The organism is Kitasatospora sp. NPDC091335, from assembly GCF_044757205.1.
Taxonomy (GTDB): domain Bacteria; phylum Actinomycetota; class Actinomycetes; order Streptomycetales; family Streptomycetaceae; genus Kitasatospora.
The window spans coordinates 38,324-56,500 of the sequence record NZ_JBIVUM010000014.1; the positions used below are offsets into that span (position 1 = coordinate 38,324).

The 18,177-nt window shown below is 74.6% G+C and carries 17 protein-coding genes and 1 tRNA gene; 5 read left to right on the top strand and 13 right to left on the bottom strand.

Annotated features, from left to right (window positions below; translation table 11 throughout):
• Positions 1–36 precede the first annotated feature (36 nt).
• The gene (locus tag ACIQOW_RS26545; RefSeq protein WP_401088965.1) at positions 37–252 is read left to right on the top strand and encodes a hypothetical protein; all 216 of its coding nucleotides are present in this window, start codon (positions 37–39) and stop codon (positions 250–252) included.
• A gap of 63 nt (positions 253–315) precedes the next feature.
• Here ACIQOW_RS26545 and ACIQOW_RS26550 read toward each other — a convergent pair whose 3' ends face one another.
• Both ACIQOW_RS26550 and ACIQOW_RS26555 read right to left on the bottom strand, forming a co-directional pair.
• A complete protein-coding gene (locus tag ACIQOW_RS26550) occupies positions 316–1,017 on the bottom strand; it encodes an alpha/beta fold hydrolase (protein WP_401088968.1) in 702 nt (233 codons plus the stop codon).
• 130 nt (positions 1,018–1,147) lie between these two features.
• Positions 1,148–2,074, bottom strand: coding sequence for a sigma-70 family RNA polymerase sigma factor (locus tag ACIQOW_RS26555; RefSeq protein ID WP_401088970.1), 927 nt, complete (start codon positions 2,072–2,074; stop codon positions 1,148–1,150).
• A 143-nt stretch (positions 2,075–2,217) separates the two neighbouring features.
• Between ACIQOW_RS26555 and ACIQOW_RS26560 the strand changes: the two genes are divergently transcribed.
• On the top strand, positions 2,218–3,648 hold the full coding sequence (locus ACIQOW_RS26560; protein WP_401088971.1) for a PLP-dependent aminotransferase family protein: 1,431 nt from the start codon (positions 2,218–2,220) through the stop codon (positions 3,646–3,648).
• Positions 3,649–3,747: 99 nt separating this feature from the next.
• Here ACIQOW_RS26560 and ACIQOW_RS26565 read toward each other — a convergent pair whose 3' ends face one another.
• The 10 genes from ACIQOW_RS26565 to ACIQOW_RS26610 form a co-directional block, all read right to left on the bottom strand.
• Positions 3,748–3,924 (bottom strand): DUF6126 family protein, encoded by a 177-nt coding sequence (locus ACIQOW_RS26565; RefSeq protein WP_223245213.1) that lies wholly within the window; start codon positions 3,922–3,924, stop codon positions 3,748–3,750.
• A 32-nt stretch (positions 3,925–3,956) separates the two neighbouring features.
• On the bottom strand, positions 3,957–4,592 hold the full coding sequence (locus tag ACIQOW_RS26570) for a helix-turn-helix domain-containing protein (RefSeq protein ID WP_188300254.1): 636 nt from the start codon (positions 4,590–4,592) through the stop codon (positions 3,957–3,959).
• Between the two features lie 88 nt (positions 4,593–4,680).
• A complete protein-coding gene (locus ACIQOW_RS26575) occupies positions 4,681–6,414 on the bottom strand; it encodes a pyruvate dehydrogenase (RefSeq protein WP_401088974.1) in 1,734 nt (577 codons plus the stop codon).
• Between the two features lie 190 nt (positions 6,415–6,604).
• A complete protein-coding gene (locus tag ACIQOW_RS26580) occupies positions 6,605–9,010 on the bottom strand; it encodes a glycoside hydrolase family 65 protein (RefSeq protein ID WP_401088976.1) in 2,406 nt (801 codons plus the stop codon).
• Complete coding sequence (locus ACIQOW_RS26585) at positions 9,007–9,756, bottom strand: HAD family hydrolase (protein ID WP_401088978.1); 750 nt, start codon at positions 9,754–9,756, stop codon at positions 9,007–9,009. Before ACIQOW_RS26585 ends, ACIQOW_RS26580 begins: the two co-directional genes overlap by 4 nt.
• Before the next feature lie 98 nt (positions 9,757–9,854).
• Complete coding sequence (locus ACIQOW_RS26590; RefSeq protein WP_401088980.1) at positions 9,855–10,649, bottom strand: VOC family protein; 795 nt, start codon at positions 10,647–10,649, stop codon at positions 9,855–9,857.
• 232 nt (positions 10,650–10,881) lie between these two features.
• Entirely contained in the window at positions 10,882–11,403 is a 522-nt protein-coding gene (locus ACIQOW_RS26595; RefSeq protein WP_401088982.1) for an SRPBCC domain-containing protein, read from the bottom strand.
• A 134-nt stretch (positions 11,404–11,537) separates the two neighbouring features.
• Positions 11,538–13,316 carry an LCP family protein gene (locus ACIQOW_RS26600; protein WP_401088984.1) on the bottom strand — a complete coding sequence of 593 codons (1,779 nt, stop codon included), beginning with the start codon at positions 13,314–13,316 and terminating at the stop codon, positions 11,538–11,540.
• Between the two features lie 496 nt (positions 13,317–13,812).
• Positions 13,813–13,885: transfer RNA gene (locus tag ACIQOW_RS26605), tRNA-Lys, on the bottom strand.
• A gap of 47 nt (positions 13,886–13,932) precedes the next feature.
• Positions 13,933–14,694 (bottom strand): DNA polymerase beta superfamily protein, encoded by a 762-nt coding sequence (locus tag ACIQOW_RS26610; protein ID WP_401088985.1) that lies wholly within the window; start codon positions 14,692–14,694, stop codon positions 13,933–13,935.
• A 136-nt stretch (positions 14,695–14,830) separates the two neighbouring features.
• Here ACIQOW_RS26610 and ACIQOW_RS26615 point away from each other — a divergent pair, with 136 nt between their 5' ends.
• Positions 14,831–15,592 (top strand): SDR family oxidoreductase, encoded by a 762-nt coding sequence (locus ACIQOW_RS26615; protein ID WP_401088986.1) that lies wholly within the window; start codon positions 14,831–14,833, stop codon positions 15,590–15,592.
• 111 nt (positions 15,593–15,703) lie between these two features.
• Positions 15,704–16,399 (top strand): tyrosine-protein phosphatase, encoded by a 696-nt coding sequence (locus tag ACIQOW_RS26620; RefSeq protein ID WP_401088988.1) that lies wholly within the window; start codon positions 15,704–15,706, stop codon positions 16,397–16,399.
• A 45-nt stretch (positions 16,400–16,444) separates the two neighbouring features.
• Here the strand turns inward: ACIQOW_RS26620 and ACIQOW_RS26625 are convergent, their stop codons facing one another.
• Positions 16,445–16,909: an RICIN domain-containing protein gene (locus ACIQOW_RS26625; protein ID WP_401088990.1), complete on the bottom strand. Its 465-nt coding sequence runs from the start codon at positions 16,907–16,909 to the stop codon at positions 16,445–16,447.
• A gap of 116 nt (positions 16,910–17,025) precedes the next feature.
• Between ACIQOW_RS26625 and ACIQOW_RS26630 the strand changes: the two genes are divergently transcribed.
• The gene (locus ACIQOW_RS26630; protein ID WP_401088992.1) at positions 17,026–18,120 is read left to right on the top strand and encodes a hypothetical protein; all 1,095 of its coding nucleotides are present in this window, start codon (positions 17,026–17,028) and stop codon (positions 18,118–18,120) included.
• Positions 18,121–18,177 lie beyond the last annotated feature (57 nt).

An 18,177-nucleotide genomic window follows, 5' to 3' on the forward strand; every position in this document is an offset into this window, starting at 1 on the left:
GCATCGTGGCCCGGGTCGAGCCCGAAGGAGATCCCCGTGAACCGCCCCGACCACCCGCGGCGCCCCCGCCGCCTGCTCGCCGTCCTGACCGTCGCCCTGCCCCTGGCGGGCACCCCGGCCGCGGTGACCGCCGTGATGCCGCTCGGCGACGCGGCGCACCGGGCCGTCCCGTCCGCCACCGTGCCGGCCGCCGTGGCGGCGGCGCTGATCGGCCGCTTCGCCCCCGGTGTCCTCCGGCCGTACGGCCGGTGAGGATCCGCGCGGCGGACCCCGGCTTCCGTCCGGGCCGGCCCCGGCCTGCCGTCCGGGCGGGTCTCAGACCTCCGTCCGGGCCGACTCGGCCAGCACCCGGGCGAGTTCGGCCGGCCGGGAGAACATCGGCCAGTGCCCGGTGTCCAGCTCCACCAGCCGCCAGTGGCCGTCCGCGACCAGCCGGGCGACCAGCGGCGGCGGCTCCGGCCAGTCCAGCAGGCACTTCACGTACACCGCCGGGAGCGCGCTCAACGGGCCCTCCAGGACGGCCGGTTCGGTCAGCGAGGGGCCCGGGTGCGGGGTCGCGCCCGCGGTGATCCTGGTGATCTGCTCGACGGTCAGCCCCTGCCCGGCGAACTCGGCCGGCGGCAGCGGCGGCCACCAGCCCCCGTGCGCGGCGAGGTCCGCCCGCAGCCCGGCCGGCTCCGGTATCTGGTCGGCGAAGGACTCCCCCGCCACCGGCACGTTGGCGTCCACCAGGACCAGCCGGGCCAGCCGGTCGCCGATCCGTTCCGCGGCCTGGCCCACCGGGATGCCCGAGTAGCTGTGCCCGACCAGCACCACCTCGCGCAGGTCCAGCCGCTCCACCTCGGCGACGACGTCCGCCACGTGCGCCCGCTGCCCGGCGGGCGCGCCGCTCTTCTCCGCGAGCCCGGAGAGCGTCAGCGGATACGCCCCGTGCCCGGCCGCGCACAGTTCCGCCACGACCTCGTCCCACGCCCGGGCACCGAGCCACGCGCCCGCCACCAGTACAAAGTTCGCCATGGGCGGCACGGTAGCGCGCGGGTCCCCGGACGGCCCCGGAAGCGACGGGAAACAACACGTGGAGGAAGCGTGACGGACCCGGCGGGCCGGCCGGCGGGGTGCCGGCCGGCCCGCGGGCACCGCCGGACGGTCAGGCCGTGAGGCCCAGGGCGGCCAGGCGGACCGGGTCGGTGAGGATGTCCATCGCGGTGATCCGGCCGCCGTGGATGGTGAACGACATGACCGACAGCGGGCGGCCCCCGGCGAAGGAGACCACCCCGGGCGAGCCGTTGACCAGGACCAGCCGGCCGCCGGCGGCGAAGCGGGCGAAGGCGATCGCCTGCGAGGCGACGTCGGCCGCGCCGCGGCGCAGCACGCCCGGCACCAGCGCGCCGCCGTCGGAGCGGGCCACCACCCCGGGGTCGAGCACGGCCAGCAGGGCGTCGAAGTCGCCGCCCCTGGAGGCGGTCAGGAAGGCCTCCACCACCTCGCGCTTGCGGGCGTTGTCGGAGTCCGCTGCCGGGGTGGCGCCCTGGACCCGGCGGCGGGCGCGGCTGGCCAGCTGCCGGGTGGCGGCGGAGGTGCGGCCGAGCACCTCGGCGATCCCGTCGAAGGGCACCTCGAACAGGTCGTGCAGCACGAAGGCGACCCGCTCCGCCGGGGAGAGCGTCTCCAGGACCACCATCAGCGCGATCCCGACCGAGTCGGCGACCAGGATCTCGTGCACCGGGTCCAGCGCCGACAGCCCGCTGACCACCGGGTCGGGCAGCCGCACCTGCCCGTCCTGCTCGGGCAGCGGATCCTCCCGGCGGGAGGCGCGGGAGCGCAGCTGGTCCAGGCAGACCCGGCTGACGACGGTGGTGAGCCAGGCCCCGAGGTTGCGCACCCCGCCCACGTCGCCGCGGCTCAGCCTCAGCCAGGCCTCCTGGACGGCGTCCTCGGCCTCGGCGATCGATCCGAGCATCCGGTAGGCCACCGCGCGCAGTTGGGGGCGCTCGGCCTCGAACCGCCCGGCGAGTTCGGCCGGTTCGGCCGGTTCGGCCGGTTCCGGGTCGTTCCGGGGAATGTCCTCGCTCACCCTGTCACATCCTCGCGTCGGGATCCGTCGGTCCGATGACGGACGCTAACCGACGGGGAGGACACCGTGGCCACCGCCCTCACCGCCCGCACGCGGACCCCGGCGGGCCGTCCGTCCCCGCCCCACCGGGCGAGAATGGGGCCGTGAGCACCTCCTGGACCGCCTTCGGCGGCGACCTGCACCTGGACCTCACCGAGCGGCGGGCCGCCGGCGCCGGGCTGCGGGCCGCCCTGGAGGACGCGCTGCGCGAGGCCGTCCAGGACGGGCGGCTCGCCCCCGGCACCCGGCTGCCGTCCTCCCGGGCGCTCGGCGAGGACCTCGGGGTCGCCCGCAACACCGTGGTCGAGGCGTACGGCCAGCTCACCGCCGAGGGCTGGCTCAGCTCCCGGCAGGGCTCCGGCACCACCGTCGCCCGGCGGGCCGCGCCGGAGCCGGTCCGGGGCAGGCGGCCCGCCGCCCGGCCCGCGCCACGGCGGTCGACCGCCCCGTACGACCTGACGTCCGGCCGGCCCGACCTCTCCCTCTTCCCCCGCACCGCCTGGCTCGCCGCCGCCCGCCGCGCCCTCGCCACCGCACCGCACGAGGCCCTGGACTACGGCAGCCCGCTCGGCCGGATCGAACTGCGGCAGGCCCTCACCCACTACCTGGCCCGGGTCCGCGGCGTCCGCACCGACCCCGACCACCTGCTCGTCTGCACCGGCGTCACCCAGGGCCTCGGCCTGCTCTGCGCCGCCCTGCGGGACCGCGGCGCCCGGTCGCTCGCCGTCGAGGAGTACGGGCTGCCGCCGCAGCACACGGTCGTCCGGGCCGCCGGGCTCGCCACCGTGCCGGTCCCGCTGGACGCGGACGGCGTCCTGGTCGACCGGCTCGACCCCAGGGCCGGCGCCCTGCTGCTCACCCCGGCCCACCAGTACCCCACCGGCGCGGCGCTGGCCGCCGAGCGGCGGGCGGCGGCGGTGCGGTGGGCGCGCGAGCAGGACCGGTACGTCATCGAGGACGACTACGACGGCGAGTTCCGCTACGACCGGCAGCCGCTCGGCGCGATGCAGGCCCTGGACCCGGAACGGGTGGTGTACGCCGGGACGGCCGCCAAGAGCCTCGCCCCCGGCCTGCGGCTGGCCTGGCTGGCCCTGCCGGACGCGCTGGTCGAGCCGGTCGCCCGGCTGAAGGCACTGGCCGACACGATGTCCCCGGTGCTGGACCAGCTGACGCTGGCGGAGCTGATCACCTCCGGCACGTACGACCGCCACGTGCGGCGCTGCCGCCTGCACTACCGGCGCCGCCGCGACCGGCTGGTCGCCGCGCTCGCCGAACACGCCCCGCACGTCCGGGTCACCGGCATCGCGGCCGGCCTGCACGTCGTGCTCCGACTGCCACCCGGCTCCACCCCCGAGCCCGAACTCCTCGCCCGCGCCGAGCACTTCGGCCTCTCCCTCAAGGGCCTCGCCTGGCACCGCGCCGCGCCGGCTCCCGCCGACGCCCCGCCCGCCCTGGTCATCGGCTACTCCACCCCGCCGGACCACGCCTTCCCGGCGGCGGTGCGGGCGCTCTGCGAGCTGCTGCGCACGGCGTGAGGGGGTGAACGGGGGAGCCGCGGGGAGCCCGGCGGGAACGGCAGCGGTCCGCCCGCCTCCCTCGGGGGCGGGGGCGGGCGGACGGTCCTGGGGCGCGGACTACTTGTTGCGGCTGCCGAGTTCGAACAGGAGGATGATGAAGCCGGCGAAGGCGTGACCTCCGACGGTGTAGATCAGCAGGCGGAGGTAGATCCGCTTGTTGGCCCACTTCCCGGCGTCCATGGTCTTCGGGCCGGCGGGAGTGTCGGGGGCGATGGTGGTGGTGGGATCGGCCATGGTGATCTCCTCCAGGGTGTTCTGACGGCGGGTCAGTGGACGGCGGTCGGGCCGCCGCCGAGGCAGAGTTCGCCGCCGGGGCTCTGCAGCAGGGTGTGGACGAAGAGCAGTTCGACGCCGCTGTCCGACTCCGCGGCGATGCAGTGCGGGGTGAGCGAGTCGTAGTGCGCGGAGTCGCCCACCCCGAGGTGGTGGACCCGGTCACCGAGGGTGACCCGGAGCGCGCCCTTCAGGACGTACAGCCACTCCTCGCCCGGGTGGACCCGGACCACCGTGTCCTGCACGCCCGGCGGGACGTGCACCCGCAGGGCCTGCATCGCGCGGCCGGGGGCCCCCGCCCTGCGGTAGCCCCAGCCGCCGGCCCGGCCCGGCTCGATGGCACCGCCGCGGACGACCGGGTCCGGCTCGGCCATGGTCTCGCCGAGGAGTCCGGAGACCGAGGTCCCGTACGCGCGGGCGAGGCCGAGCAGGACGGGCAGCGAGGGCTGCCGGCGGCCGGTCTCCAGCCGGGACAGATAGGCTGGGGAGAGCCCGACCCGGCCGGCGGCCACCTCCAGCGTGAGACGGCTGCTGAGCCGGTGCTCACGGAGACGGGCGGCGAGGCCGGCGACCTCCTGGTCGTCGAGTTGTTCGCCCGTGGTGGCGGCACCGGTGGAGCTGCTGGTCATGTGTCCAGTGGACACCCGGCGTGCCACATGGGCAAGAATTTTGCCTCAGAGGCAATGCCTCCGACGTCCTTGCTCACGGCACCCCCGCTCAGGGCCGCGGGATGTTCCGCAGGTTGCTCCTGGCCAGGTCGATCATGCGCCCGACGCCGCCCGAGAGCACCGTCCTGCCCGCCGCCAGCGCGAAGCCCTTCAGCTGGGCGGCGGTGATGTGCGGCGGGATGGACAGCGCGTTCGGGTCGGTGACCACGTCCACCAGGGCGGGGCCTGGCCGCTCCAGCGCCTCCGCCAGCACCTCCCCGACCCTGGCGGGATCGGTCACCCGCTTGGCCTGGATGCCCATCGCCCGGGCGATCCCGGCGTAGTCCACGTCCCCGTTGTCGATCTCGGACTCCGGGTAGCCGGAGACCAGCATCTCCAGCTTGATCATGCCGAGCGCACCATTGTTGAAGACCACCGTCTTCACCGGCAGCCGGTGCCTGGCCACCGTGAGCAGCTCGCCGAGCAGCATGCCGATCCCGCCGTCGCCCGCCATCGCGACCACCTGCCGTCCCGGGCAGGCCAGCTGGGCGCCGATCGCGTGCGGGAGGGCATTGGCCATCGAGCCGTGCAGGAAGGAGCCGATCACCCGGCGGCGGCCGTTGGGCCGGAGGTAGCGGGCGGCCCAGACGTTGTTCATGCCGGTGTCCACGGTGAACACCGCGTCCTCGGCGGCCACCTCGTCCAGCACCGAGGCGACGTACTCGGGGTGGATCGGCAGGTGCTTCTCGATGTCCCTGGTGTACGCGCCGACCACGTCCTCCAGCGCCCGGCAGTGCTTGCGCAGCATCCCGTCCAGGAAGGCGCGGTCGCTCCTGGCGTCCAGCAGCGGCAGCACGGCCCGCAGGGTCGCGGCCACGTCGCCGTGGACGGCCAGGTCGAGCGCGGTGCGGCGGCCGAGCCTGGTGGCGTCGTGGTCGACCTGGACGGTGTGCGCCTGCGGCAGGAAGGAGTCGTACGGGAAGTCGGTGCCGAGCAGCACCACCAGGTCGGCGGAGTGCAGCGCCTCGTGGCACGCCCCGTAGCCGAGCAGCCCGCTCATCCCGACGTCGTACGGGTTGTCGAACTGGATCCACTCCTTGCCGCGGAGGGAGTGGCCGACCGGCGCGTTCAGGGCCTGCGCGGCCGCCATCACCTCGGCGTGCGCGTCGCGCACCCCGGCGCCGCAGAACAGGACCACCTTGCGGGCCGCGTTGAGCAACCCGGCCAGCTCCTGCACCTGGGACCAGGGCGGCGCGGCCACGGCCTGCTCGGTGAGGAAGTGGCTGGTGCCGGTGGGCGCGACGGCGGAGAGGGCCGCGACGTCCCCGGGGAAGGCGAGCACCGAGACGCCGTGCGAGCCGAGCGCGTGCTGGATGGCGACCCGCAGCAGCCGGGGCAGCTGGCCGGGGGTGGAGAGCATCTCGCACCAGTTGCTGCAGTCGGTGAACACCCGCTCGGGGTGGGTCTCCTGGAAGAATCCGGTGCCGATCTGCCCGGACGGGATGTGCGAGGCGAGCGCGAGCACCGGCAGGCCGCTGCGCTGGGCGTCGTAGAGGCCCTGGATCAGGTGGGTGTTGCCGGGGCCGCAGGAGCCGGCGCAGACCGCGAGCCGGCCGGAGAGCTCGGCCTCGGCGGCGGCCGCGAAGGCGCCGGCCTCCTCGTTGCGCACGTGCACCCAGCCGATGCCCTCGGAGCGGCGGATCGCGTCCACGACGGGGTTGAGGCTGTCGCCGACGACGCCGTAGACCCGCTCGACCCCGGCCTGCCGGAGCACCTCCACCATCTGTTCGGCCACGCTCGCCACGGCTGCGCTCCTTCGGTCGGCACGGGACACCTGCACCCTGCGCCGGGGCCGGGGGCGGCGCAGCCGGGGTGGGCCGGACGGGTGAGCCCGGCGGCGGGCGGGCGAGCGCGCGACGGGCGTGAGAACGCGACGGGCGTGCGGGCGCGAGAAGGGCCCGCCCCGGCTGCGGAGCGGGCCCTTGCCCGGCGGGCTACTCCGCCGCCAGGTGGTCCTGCTGGCCGAGCTTGCCCGCCACCAGTCCCGCCTGGGGCTGGCGGCGGGCGGGTTCGCGGCCCGGCGGCTGGGCGACCCGCTCCTGGGCGGGCGGCAGGGTGGTCGGCAGGGTGACCGGTGAGCCGGCCTTGACCTGCACCGCCTCGCCGTCGTGCCGCAGGTGGACGACCTCGCCGCGGCGCAGCGTGTACGTCGTCCCCCCGTGGCTGATGTCCACGCCGAGCAGCTGCCCGCGCACCAGCAGCGAGAAGCTCAGCCGCATCAGCCCGGACGGCAGCCGGGGCCGGAACGAGAGCGAGTCGCTGTGGTCGCGCAGCCCGCCGAAGCCCGCCACCAGGGCGATGCAGGCTCCGGCGAGCGAGGCCATGTGCAGGCCGTCGCGGGTGTTGCCGCCGAGGTCGTGCAGGTCCATCAGGGCCGCTTCGGCGGTGTAGTCGTACGCGAGGTCGAGCTGGCCGACCTCGGCGGCGATGACCGCCTGGGTACAGGCGGAGAGCGAGGAGTCCCGGACGGTCAGCCGCTCGTAGTAGGCGAAGTTGCGGGCCTTCTGCTCGTCGGTGAAGGCGTCGCCGCGGACCTGCATGGCGAGCACCAGGTCGGCCTGCTTGACCACCTGCTTGCGGTACAGGTCGAAGTACGGGTAGTGCAGCAGCAGCGGGTACTTCTCCGGCGGGGTGTGCTCGAAGTCCCAGACCTGGTGGTGGGTGAAGTCGTCGGCCTGCGGGTGGACGCCGAGGCCCTCGTCGTACGGGATGTACATCGCGGCGGCCGCGTCGCGCCAGGCGGCGGTCTCCTCGGTGTCCACGCCGAGCAGCGAGGCCTCGTGCGGGTGGCGGACGGCGGCCTCGGCGGCGGCGCGCAGGTTGCTCTGCGCCATCAGGTTGGTGAAGACGTTGTTGTCCGCGACGGCGCTGTACTCGTCGGGGCCGGTGACGCCCTCGATGCGGAACTTCCCCGCCACGTCGTGGTGGCCCAGCGAGCGCCACATCCGGGCCGTCTCGACGAGCAGTTCGAGCCCGTACTCGCGCTCGAACTCCTCGTCCCCGGTGGCCCGGACGTAGCGGGCGACGGCGACGGCGATGTCGGCGCCGATGTGGAAGGCGGCGGTGCCGGCCGGCCAGTACCCGGAGCACTCCTCGCCGCGGATCGTCCGCCACGGGAACACCGCGCCGGCCAGGCCGAGCTGGACCGCCCGCTCGCGGGCCAGCGGGAGGGTGGTGTGCCGCCAGCGCAGGGCCTGGTTGACGGCGTTGGGCAGGCAGTAGGTGAGCACCGGCAGGACGAAGGTCTCGGTGTCCCAGAAGCTGTGCCCGTCGTAGCCGGGGCCGGTCAGCCCCTTGGCGGGGATGGCCCGTTCCTCGCTGCGGGCACCGGCCTGGAGGACGTGGAAGACGCCGAACCGGACGGCCTGCTGGAGCTCGACGTCGCCCTCGATCGCGATGTCGCTGGTCTCCCAGAACTCCTTGAGGAAGTCGGCCTGTTCGGCGACCAGGCCGTCCCAGCCGGTGTACCGGGCGGCGGTCAGCGCGGCCTCCACCTGGTCCCGGACGGCGGGCAGCGAGCGGGTGCCGGACCAGCCGTAGGCGATGAACTTGGTCAGCCGCAGCCGCTGCCCGGGCTTGAGCACGGTGGTGACGCTGATCCGGCAGTGGTCGGCCTCGGACTCGGCGACGGTGTCGGACTTCTCCGGGCCCTCGATGACGTGGTCCATCCCGGCCGCGACCCGGATGCCGCTGTAGCGGGTGCGGTGCACCAGGACGGCCTTGGTGGCGCCGGCGTGGTGCGCCTCGGGCTGTAGCGGCGCCTCCAGCACGGCGGCGGCCCGCGGGTCGCCCTCGGGGCCGCCGGGCAGCTGCTCGTTGGCGACCAGCTCGGACTGGAGCACGATCCGCACCGGGCCGTCCACCGCCTCGACGCTGTACTCGACGGCGGCGATGGCGCGCTGGGTGAGCGAGACCAGCCGGGAGGAGCGCACCCTGATCGTCCGCCCGGCCGGGGAGGTCCACTCGGCCTCGCGGTGGAGCAGGCCCTCGCGGAAGTCCAGCCAGCGTTTGTGGCTGATGAGTTCGCCGTAGCGCAGGTCGAAGGGCTCGTCGTCCACCAGCAGCCGGATGATCTTGCCGTTGGTCACGTTGATGACGCTCTGGCTGGACTCCGGGTAGCCGTAGCCGCCCTCGCCGTACGGCAGCGGGCGCAGCTCGAAGACGCCGTTGAGGTAGGTGCCGGGCAGGCCGTGCGGCTCGCCCTCGTCCAGGTTGGCGCGCAGGCCGATGTGCCCGTTGGAGAGCGCGAAGACGGATTCGGCGCGGGCCATCGAGGCCAGGTCCAGGCCCTGCTCGGTGATCTGCCAGGGGTCGATCGCGAAGGTGTCGGCCGGACTCATGCCCGCTCCTCCCCCAGGAGTTCGGAGAGGTCCCGGACGACCACGGTGGCGCCGTCCCTGCGCAGTTCGGCGGCCTGGCCGGTGCGGTCCACCCCGACCACCGCGCCGAAGCCGCCGGCCCGGCCCGAGGCGACCCCGGCGAGCGCGTCCTCGAAGACCGCGGCGTGGGCGGGTTCGACGCCGAGGGCGCGGGCGGCGTACAGGTAGGTGTCGGGGGCGGGCTTGCCGGGCAGGCCCTCGGCCTTGGCGACGTTGCCGTCCACGATCACCTCGAACAGCTCCTCGATGCCGGCCGCCCGCAGCACGTCGCGGCAGTTGGCGCTGGAGGAGACCACCGCGCTGGGCAGCCCGGCCGCGCGCAGCCGGTGCACGTAGTCGACCGAGCCCTGGTACGGCTGGACGCCCTGCTCCCGGATCAGCCGTAGCACGGTGTCGTTCTTGGCCCGGCTGATCCCTTGCACGGTACGGGAGTTGGGCGGATCGTCCGGGGTGCCCTCGGGCAGTTCGATGCCCCGGCTGAGCAGGAAGGCGCGGGTGCCGTCCAGGCGCGGGCGGCCGTCCACGTGGGTGTCGTAGTCGGTGACGGCGTCGAAGGGGACGAACTGCCCGCCGGTGCGGGCGGCTTCGGCGCGCAGGAAGGCGTCGAAGGTGTCCTTCCAGGCCGCGGCGTGCACCTTCGCGGTCTGGGTGAGCACCCCGTCGAGGTCGAAGAGGAAAGCACGGATGTCGTCCGGTAGCCCCAGCATGGGTGCAGTCTTACCCGGGAACGGGGGGAAGCCGCCCATTTCCCGGCGGCGCGTCGCGGGAAGGGCGGCTTCCGGTTGCCCGGCCGTACGGGACGGCGCTACGGCGAGTCGGGCATCTGCGCCTCGGGCGCCTCGACGACCGCGAAGAGCGCGCCCTGCGGGTCCCGAACCACCGCCATCCGGCCGGACTGCATGTCGAAGGCCGGCTGGATCACCGAGCCGCCGGCCTTGACCAGGGCGTCCACCGTGGAGTCGGTGCTGTCCACCGAGAAGTACGTCATCCAGTGCGAGGGCGTGCCCGGCGCCAGGTAGCCGGGGATCTCCTGCATGCCGCCCACGGTGCGCTCGCCGACGTTCAGCGAGACGTAGCCGCCCTGGATGGCGGCCGGACGCAGGCCGAGGGCCGGCTGGTAGAAGCGGCCGGCCGTGCCGGTGTCGGCGGTGTTGAGCTCGTTCCAGACCACCGCGCCGGGCTCGTTGACCACGCCCGCGCCGATGAAGTCCATCGCCTGCCAGACGCCGAACACCGCCCCGGTCGGATCGGCGGCGACCAGCATCCGGCCGACCGTGCCGACGTCCATCGGGTCGTACAGGACCGTGCCGCCGGCGTCGATGATGGACGTCCGGGCCGCGTCGGCGTCGTCCGAGGCCAGGTAGGTGGTCCAGGCGACCGGTGGTTCCGGCTGCCCCTCGGGCGCCATCTGCGCCATGATCCCGGCGACCGGCCGGCCGTTGAGCGTGCACACGGCGTAGCCGCCGAACTCGGCCGGGCCGACCTCGCCCTGCCAGCCGAACAGGTCGCGGTAGAAGTCGAGCGCGGCCTGCTGGTCGCTCGCCATCAGGTCGACCCAGCACGGGGTGCCGGGCTTGTACGGATCGGTGACTACGGGCATTGCTGGGCCTCCCGGAGGCAGTGGTGGCCGGCTGTGGTGGTCGGACCGTCCGGCCGGTCGGGCCGCGTGGGGGCTCGGCCCGACCGGGGCGACGGCGGTACACCGCCACCATCGGCCCGCCGCCGCGATCCCGCCACCGGACGGCGCCCTCGCGGGCGACCCGCGGGCCGCTCCGCCACGGGGTTCCCCCGGGGTCCGTCACGGGGTGCTCACGGGCGCGTTCGGGGCGTGCTCACGGGGCGTCGTGGCGGTGCCCGGTGACGAAGTACGGCTGCACCTTGCCGCTCTGCGCGTAGTCCTTGAGCCGGACCAGCAGTTCGGCCCAGGTGCCGGCCACCGCCGGGACGCCCTCCTCGCTGCCCGGCTGCCAGCCGCCGTGCCGGAACAGCAGCCGGGTGCGCCCGGGCCCGGCCCGGTGGCCGGGCGCGCCGGGTTGATCGGGCGTGCCGGGCTCTGCGGGCCGGTCAGGCGTGCCGGGCTCGGCCGGCCGGTCGGCGAGCTCCCAGCTGATCCAGGTGCCGGCCCAGTGCGGCGGGAAGGCCCCGGCGTTGGTCCACACCACCCGGTCCTGGTCGGCCCGCTCCACCCGCAGCCGGAACGGCTCCGGGACGTCGGGGAAGTCGAACAGCAGGACGTCGCCGTCCCGGTCCACGCCGGTGGTCCACCAGGCGGCCAGCCCGTCGTGGGTGGTGAGCGCGGCGAGCACGACGGCCCTGGGGGCGGCGATGTCGAGCTGGAGGGCGATCTCGGGCATGGGGTCCGCCTTTCACGGTGACCGGTGGGATCCCCGCCCAGGGGCTACGGGCCCACCATGGCACGACCCCCGGGCCCGCGCGCCCCGGAGGGCGCCGGCCCGGGGGTCGTCCCCGCGCTGTCCGGTGCCGGCGGTCAGCCGCCGCTGCCGTAGCTGGTGTTGGCGCAGAGGTCGTCGTCCGCGGAACGGGCTTCGTTGGTGACGCTGGTCGGCAGCGGCTGCGGGGGCGCCTGGACGCCCGGGGTCGCACCGGGCGCGGCGCCGCCGGTGGGAGCGCCGGACGCCAGACCCGTCGCGGCCGCGAAGTCCTGGCCGACGATCACCGAGATGCCCCGCGCGCTGCTGGACTCCAGGCTGGCACCGGGGAAGAGCGCGGCGACCTTCTCGGCGTTCGCCTTCTGCCCGGAGCCGTACTCGATCGAGGTGGTCTTGTACTTGGTGCTGGCCGCCTGGCCCGCCGTGCTGGCGGTGAACTTGGCGGCCTTCAGCTGCTCGGTCCCCTTGCCGGCCAGACCGTTGACGCTCGTTCCGTTGTAGACCGCCACCCTGATCGCGGAGTTGGCGGCGTCCCCGGCCGGCGCGGCCGGGGTGGTGGGCGCGGCCGGCTGCGGGGCCGTGCCGGTGCCGCCGGCCGGGGCGTCCGGCTGCTGGCCGGTGGCGTTCTGGCCGTCGATGGTCTGGTCGGCCTTGAGGGTCTCCCAGAGCTTGTTGGCATCCGGCTGGACCAGGTCGAGGTCCTTGTCCTGGGTGCGGTAGCGCCAGGGCGCCGTCACGAACTTGAGATCGTGCATGTCGATGTTCTTCAGCGACAGACCGAAGGAGAGCAGCTTGTCGGCGGAGTCCAGGCCGGGGTCGACGATCAGTGACTTGGTGGCGGCGTCGGCCAGCGGAAGGAGGGTGGTGGGGTTCATCCCCTCCTTCTTGATCTTTCCGGCGAGCGAGCTCAGGAAGGCCTGCTGGCGCTTCATCCGGCCGATGTCCGAGCCGTCGCCGATGCCGTGGCGCAACCGCACGTAGTCGAGCGCCTTCTGACCGGAGACCGTCTGCTTGCCCTGCGGCAGGACGAGTGCGCCCTTCTTGGGCAGCTTGGGATTGATGTCGCCCTCGTAGATCGGCTGCGGCAGGCAGATGTCCACGCCGTTGACGGCCGAGGTCATGGCGGCGAAGCCGTTGAAGTCGACCACCATCGTGTGGTCGACCCGGATGCCGGTGATCTTCTCCACCGTGTTCTGGGTGCAGGCCGGGTTGCCGTCGTCACTGCCGCCCGTCGAGAACGCGGCGTTGAAGAGGTCGATGTTGCCGCCCTTGGTCCACTTGCCGTTGGGCAGCTTGCAGGAGGGCATCTCCACCTTGGTGTTGCGCGGGATCGAGATGCCCACGGCGTGCTTGTGGTCGGCGTAGACGTGCAGCAGGATCGTGGTGTCCGAGCGCGCGCCGCCGTCCTCGCCGCCGCCGAGGTCGGCGTTGTTCTTGCCGCGGCTGTCCGAGCCGATCAGCAGCACGTTGACCGGCTTGTTGCCGTCCGCGTCGGCCTTCGACTCCGGCGGGCGGTTGGTGGCTATCGCGTCGCCGTCGAAGGACTTGATGTTGGCGTTCAGCTTGAGGTAGATCGCGCCGCCGGCACCGGCTATCAGCACCAGCACGCCCGCCGCCGACCAGGCGACGATCTTCTTCACGTTCTTCTTCGGCTTGGCGCTCTTGCGCGCCGCCGCCCGGCCGCCGCCCGCCGAAGCCGCCTCCGTCCTCCCGCCGCCACCGCCCCGGCCGCCCTTGCCCTGGGCAGCGCGGCGGGCCTCCGCCCGGCCACCGGAACGCGGGGACGGCACGGCGCCACTGCCCTCCGCGCCCTCGGTCGAGAGCGCGGAGGGCACGTCCTCGCCCCGAGCCGGGCCCTCGCCCCACTGACCTGCCATGCGCGTACCTTTCACCGACGGAAGCGACGCCCCTGACGATCCGGCGCACCGCACACAGAGAGACGGTCCGGACCGTTCCCAGGTTGCACATACGACCTTCGGCACCATCCGACGATCGTGGCTTCCGATCATATTTAGGCCCGACACGGTCACCGACCTCCGGCCCTCGGACAACCCCGCCGATCGACGGGCAACACCCCGCCAGAACAGTCGAAAACGCCCGATTCCGACGTGACCCATGCCACTGCGCCGCCCCCGCACCGGCGACGGGTTCCGGCCACCGGCGCGGCCCGCCGCCGGCGCGGACACCTCACCACAACGCCCTTGCGGACAGCGGAGTTGGGCGCACGGCCGACGCCGGCGCCCGGGTCGGCGGCACCGTCCGACGGGGCACCCGTACGAGTGCGCCCCCGGTCTGCGGGACGCACCACGCGGACCCGAAGGAGGGAACGGAAAGAGGCCGGATCAGAGTTCACCTGACCCGGCCTCGGCTCGGTGGGCCGCCAGGGGCTCGAACCCTGAACCTACGGATTAAAAGTCCGCAGCTCTGCCAATTGAGCTAGCGGCCCACGGCCCTCGCGCGCCGGGGGTACCGGATGGGAGGACCACGGCGATCCTACCCGGTGGGGCCCAGGGCTCCGCCAGTGGATTGCACGGGCGTGCCGGGGTTGTCGACCGGTCCTCGAGGCGGCGTGTAGTGGGCGGCACGGACCCGGCGGAGCCAGGCCTCGGCGGGGCGCGGGTCGGCGGCCGCGGGCAGCACGCCGGGGCCGGCGAGGCGCTCGGCGGCGTCGGCGAGCAGCGGCTCGGCGAGGCCGGGGTGGTCGGCGATGCGTTCGCCCAGGTCGCGGACGCGTTCGGGGTCGGGCAGCCGGATCAGGTTGCGGCCGGTCCGGTGCAGGCGGACGGCCTGCTCGACCAGCCGGACCAGGTGCCTGGCGTGCTTGGCGGCCCGGCGGCGGGTGGCCGGGTCGGTCGTGTCGCGGGTCAGCAGCTTGCGGAACTGCTGGTCGGCGTAGCCGAGGTAGGCCTTCCGCACGGCGGGCGCGCTGAGGAAGGAGTCGCGCAGGCCGACCAGTTCGTCGCCGAGCGGGGTGCGGACCTCGTACAGCCCGTCCGGCAGCCAGACCAGCTCGGAGGCGGTCGGGTTGCAGTTCAGCGCCAGCCGGCACCACTTGGCGGCCTCGTGCAGGGTGACGTCGGGCGCGGTGGTGACGTGCGACTCGGCGGGGCGGTGCAGGCCGTGCAACTCCTCGGTGGGGGTGGCGAACAGGCCCAGCCGGTCGAGGTCGGAGCCGGCGTGGGCGAAGCCGTACGCGGTGGAGCCGACGATGCCCGAGAGCAGGACCGTGCCGGGAACGGCCGGGGCGGTGGACATCCACGGACTCCTCTCGGACGTCGAACGGGCGGGCGGGTGCCGCGCCCACGGCCGATCCTCTCCGGAACGGGCCGCGCCGGGCGAGCGAATTCCGCTCCTGGCCCACCGCGTGCCGCCGCCGGGTAGCGTACGGACCATGTCGACCACCACCACCGACGAGGTCCTGATCGTCACCGGCGCGAGTCGCGGCATCGGCGCCGCCACCGCCCTGCTGGCGGCCCGCCGCGGCTACCGGGTCTGCGTCAACTACCGTACGGACGAGGCCGCCGCGGCGGCCGTCGTGGAAGCGATCGGGGCCGCGGGCGGCACCGCCCTCGCGGTCCGCGCCGACGTCACCCGCACCGCCGAGGTGGAGCGGCTGTTCGCCACCGTGGACGCCGAACTCGGCCCGCTCACCGGCCTGGTGAACAACGCCGGCACGCTGGAGAAGCAGTGCCGGCTGGACGAGATCGACGAGGACCGACTGAACCGGATCTGGGCCGCCAACATCACCGGCCCGTTCCTGTGCGCGGCCCAGGCCGTCCGCCGGATGTCCACCCGGTACGGCGGTCGCGGCGGCGCCATCGTCAACGTCGGCTCGGCCGCCTCCCGGATCGGCTCGCCGAACGAGTACGTCGACTACGCGGCCGCCAAGGGCGCGGTGGACTCGATGACCCGCGGCCTGGCCCTGGAGGTCGCCGCCGAGGGCATCCGGGTCAACACGGTGCGGCCCGGACTGATCCACACCGGCATCCACGCGCTCGGCGGCGAGCCGGGCCGGGTCGACCGGGTCGCGCCCGGCCTGCCGATGCGGCGCGGCGGACAGCCGGAGGAGGTCGCCGAGGCGGTCCTCTTCCTGCTCTCCCCGGCGGCCTCGTACACCACGGGGGCGTTCCTGGAGGTCTCGGGCGGGCGCTGAACAGCCTGTTCCGCACCGGAGGGGGCCGGTTTCGGCCGACGTCCCGCGGCCACCGAGCGGCCCCCTCCGGTTTCCTTCCGCCCGCCCGCCCCCGCCCGTACGGTGGTGGCCATGACCGACGCCTTCATCGACATCCCCGGTGTGCGCAACTTCCGTGACGCGGGCGGGATCGGCGCCCTCCGCCGGGGCGCGCTGTACCGCTCCGGCTCCTTCCACACGCTCACCGGGGAGGGTGCCAGGCGGCTCAAGGCGCTCGGCCTGCGGACGGTGGTCGACCTGCGCAGCGCGTTCGAGCTGGAGGTCTGGCCGGACCAGCGGCACGACCTCGACCACGAGACCCTCCACCTGCCGACCCTGCCCGCCGACCGCGGCGACGTCGACCTGCCCTGGCCCGAGGACCAGGCCGCCCTCTACCCCTTCATGGCCGAGACGGCCGGCCCCTCGCTCGCCGCCGTCATCCGCCGCCTCGCCGCGCCCGGGTCACTGGCCGTCGTCGTCCACTGCGCCGTCGGCAAGGACCGCACCGGCCTCACCATCGCCGTCCTCCAGTCCCTGCTGGGCGCCTCCGAGGCCGAGATCACCGCCGACTACCTGCTCTCCAACCTCGGCCTGGGCCTCGACAAGGGCCCCGCCCCGTACATCGACGAGACCGGCGCCGAGCGCCTCTCCCGCCCGGTCGACGCCGAACTCCTCGCCTCCTCCCTGGCCTGGATCCACGGCAGGCACGGCACGATCCCCGACTACCTCCGCCACCACGGCACCACGGACGCCGAACTCGACGCCGTCCGCGCCAACCTCTCCGCCTGACGGACCGCCGGGTCGGCGGGTCGGCGGTCTGGCGGGTCGGTACGGCTAGCCCTTCCGGCGCTCGAAGCGCCACCACTGGGCCGGGACGTCGGCGTCCTCCCGCTGGTGGACGTCGGCCTCCGGGGTGTCGCCCGCCGTGAGGGGCTTGCCGCTGATGAAGCTGGTGACCGTGTAGGTGCCGGGGGCGTCGACGTGCGCCTCCAGCAGCCACTCCTGGGCGCCGAAGGCGTTGGCCGACCACTGCTGGACGCGGACACCGTCGTCCGTGGAGGCGCCGGTGACGTCCAGGCGCTTGCCGCTGCCGGCGTTCTCGAGGTGGAACAGCGCCCCGCCCGGGTGCACGGCGGTGAGGCGCCAGAGCTGGGCGTCGCTGCCGTCGTCCGTGCCGAGGACGATCCGGGCACCGCTGCGCCGGGAGGCGTCGGCGACCCGGAGCAGCAGCCCGCTGCCGACGTTGCGGACGAGGTAGCTGCCGTCGGTGATCGCGGAACTGGCCACTGAACTGGTCACCCTCGAAGTCTGCCACCGGGGGCCGACAGGCCCCCGTGGAGCCGGGGCCTGCCCGGGCCGGCCGGGGCCGCGGAAGCGTTTCCTCCGCACCGGTTCGGCCCCCTATGCTGCGGCGAATGTCCACCGAGCAGATACCGTCGCACCGTCAACAGCCCACCTTCACCGAAGCCGTGGCCGCCCTGGAGGCCGTGGTCGCGGCCGGGGACGACGAGCAGTTCGGGCCCGCCCTCGGGCTGGTCGGCGGACTGTTCGGCGCGGCCGACCCGGCGGAGCCGGTGGCGGCCGGTCCCCGGCTGGCCGCGCTGCTGCCGGACGCCCCGCCGTTCCCCCGCGCGCACCTGGCCATGGTGGTGGGCGCCTGCGTGGAGCACGGCGCCGACCCGGTCGCCTGCTCCGGTCCGGTGCTGGCCGGCCTGCGCGGGGCGCTGACCGGCGCGCAGCTGCTGGTGCGGCGCTGGGTCTCCACCGGCGGCGGCCCGCTGCCCGACGCGGAGGAGGACGATCCGGCCGAGGCGCACGAGCGGATCGCCGACCCCGCGCACCTGGACGAGTGGAACGCCCACCTGGCCGTGGTGGCCTGGTGGACGCTGCACCTGTGGCAGCAGGCGGCCTGGGCGGTGTACGCGCACGCGGCGGTCAGGGCCGAGGCCCGCGCCTCGGGCGTGACCGGGGTGCTCCTGGAGCTGTTCGAGCGCTACCAGGGCGAGCAGCACGACTTCAAGGGCCTGGTCCACCTGGCCCTGATGCTGGACGACGAGCCGTTGCTGGTGCTCGACCGCCCCACCGGCACCGGCTACCTGCTGCGGATGAGCGGCCTGAGCGACACCTTCCAGCTGCACACCCTGCTCGCCGACGTGCTGGTCGGCGGCGGCCACCTGCCCGGCACCCCGCAGGACCCGGAGGTGGTGGCGCTGGCCAGGACGGCGTTCCTGGACGGCCGCCGGGTGATCGCCGCGGGCGCCTTCAACCTGGTCGCGCCGGACGGCTCCTGGATCTGGAACGAGGGGACGCCGAGCGACGTCCCGGTGGTGGACGGCGTGCGCACCCTGGTGCTGGAGCCGCTGCCGTACGAGCGCAGCTGGTCGGCTGGGCGGTTCATCCAGGAGGTCCCCGGCGACCTCCGGCTCGACCGGGTGCTCGACCCGGCGGAGGCGGCCCGGCTGCTGGCCGCCACGGCGCCGGGGCAGACGCCCGCCGAGGCGTTCCGCTAGCAGGCGCCGGAGGCCCCGGCGGCACCGGAGGCACCGGAGGCCCGGGGGACCCGCCGC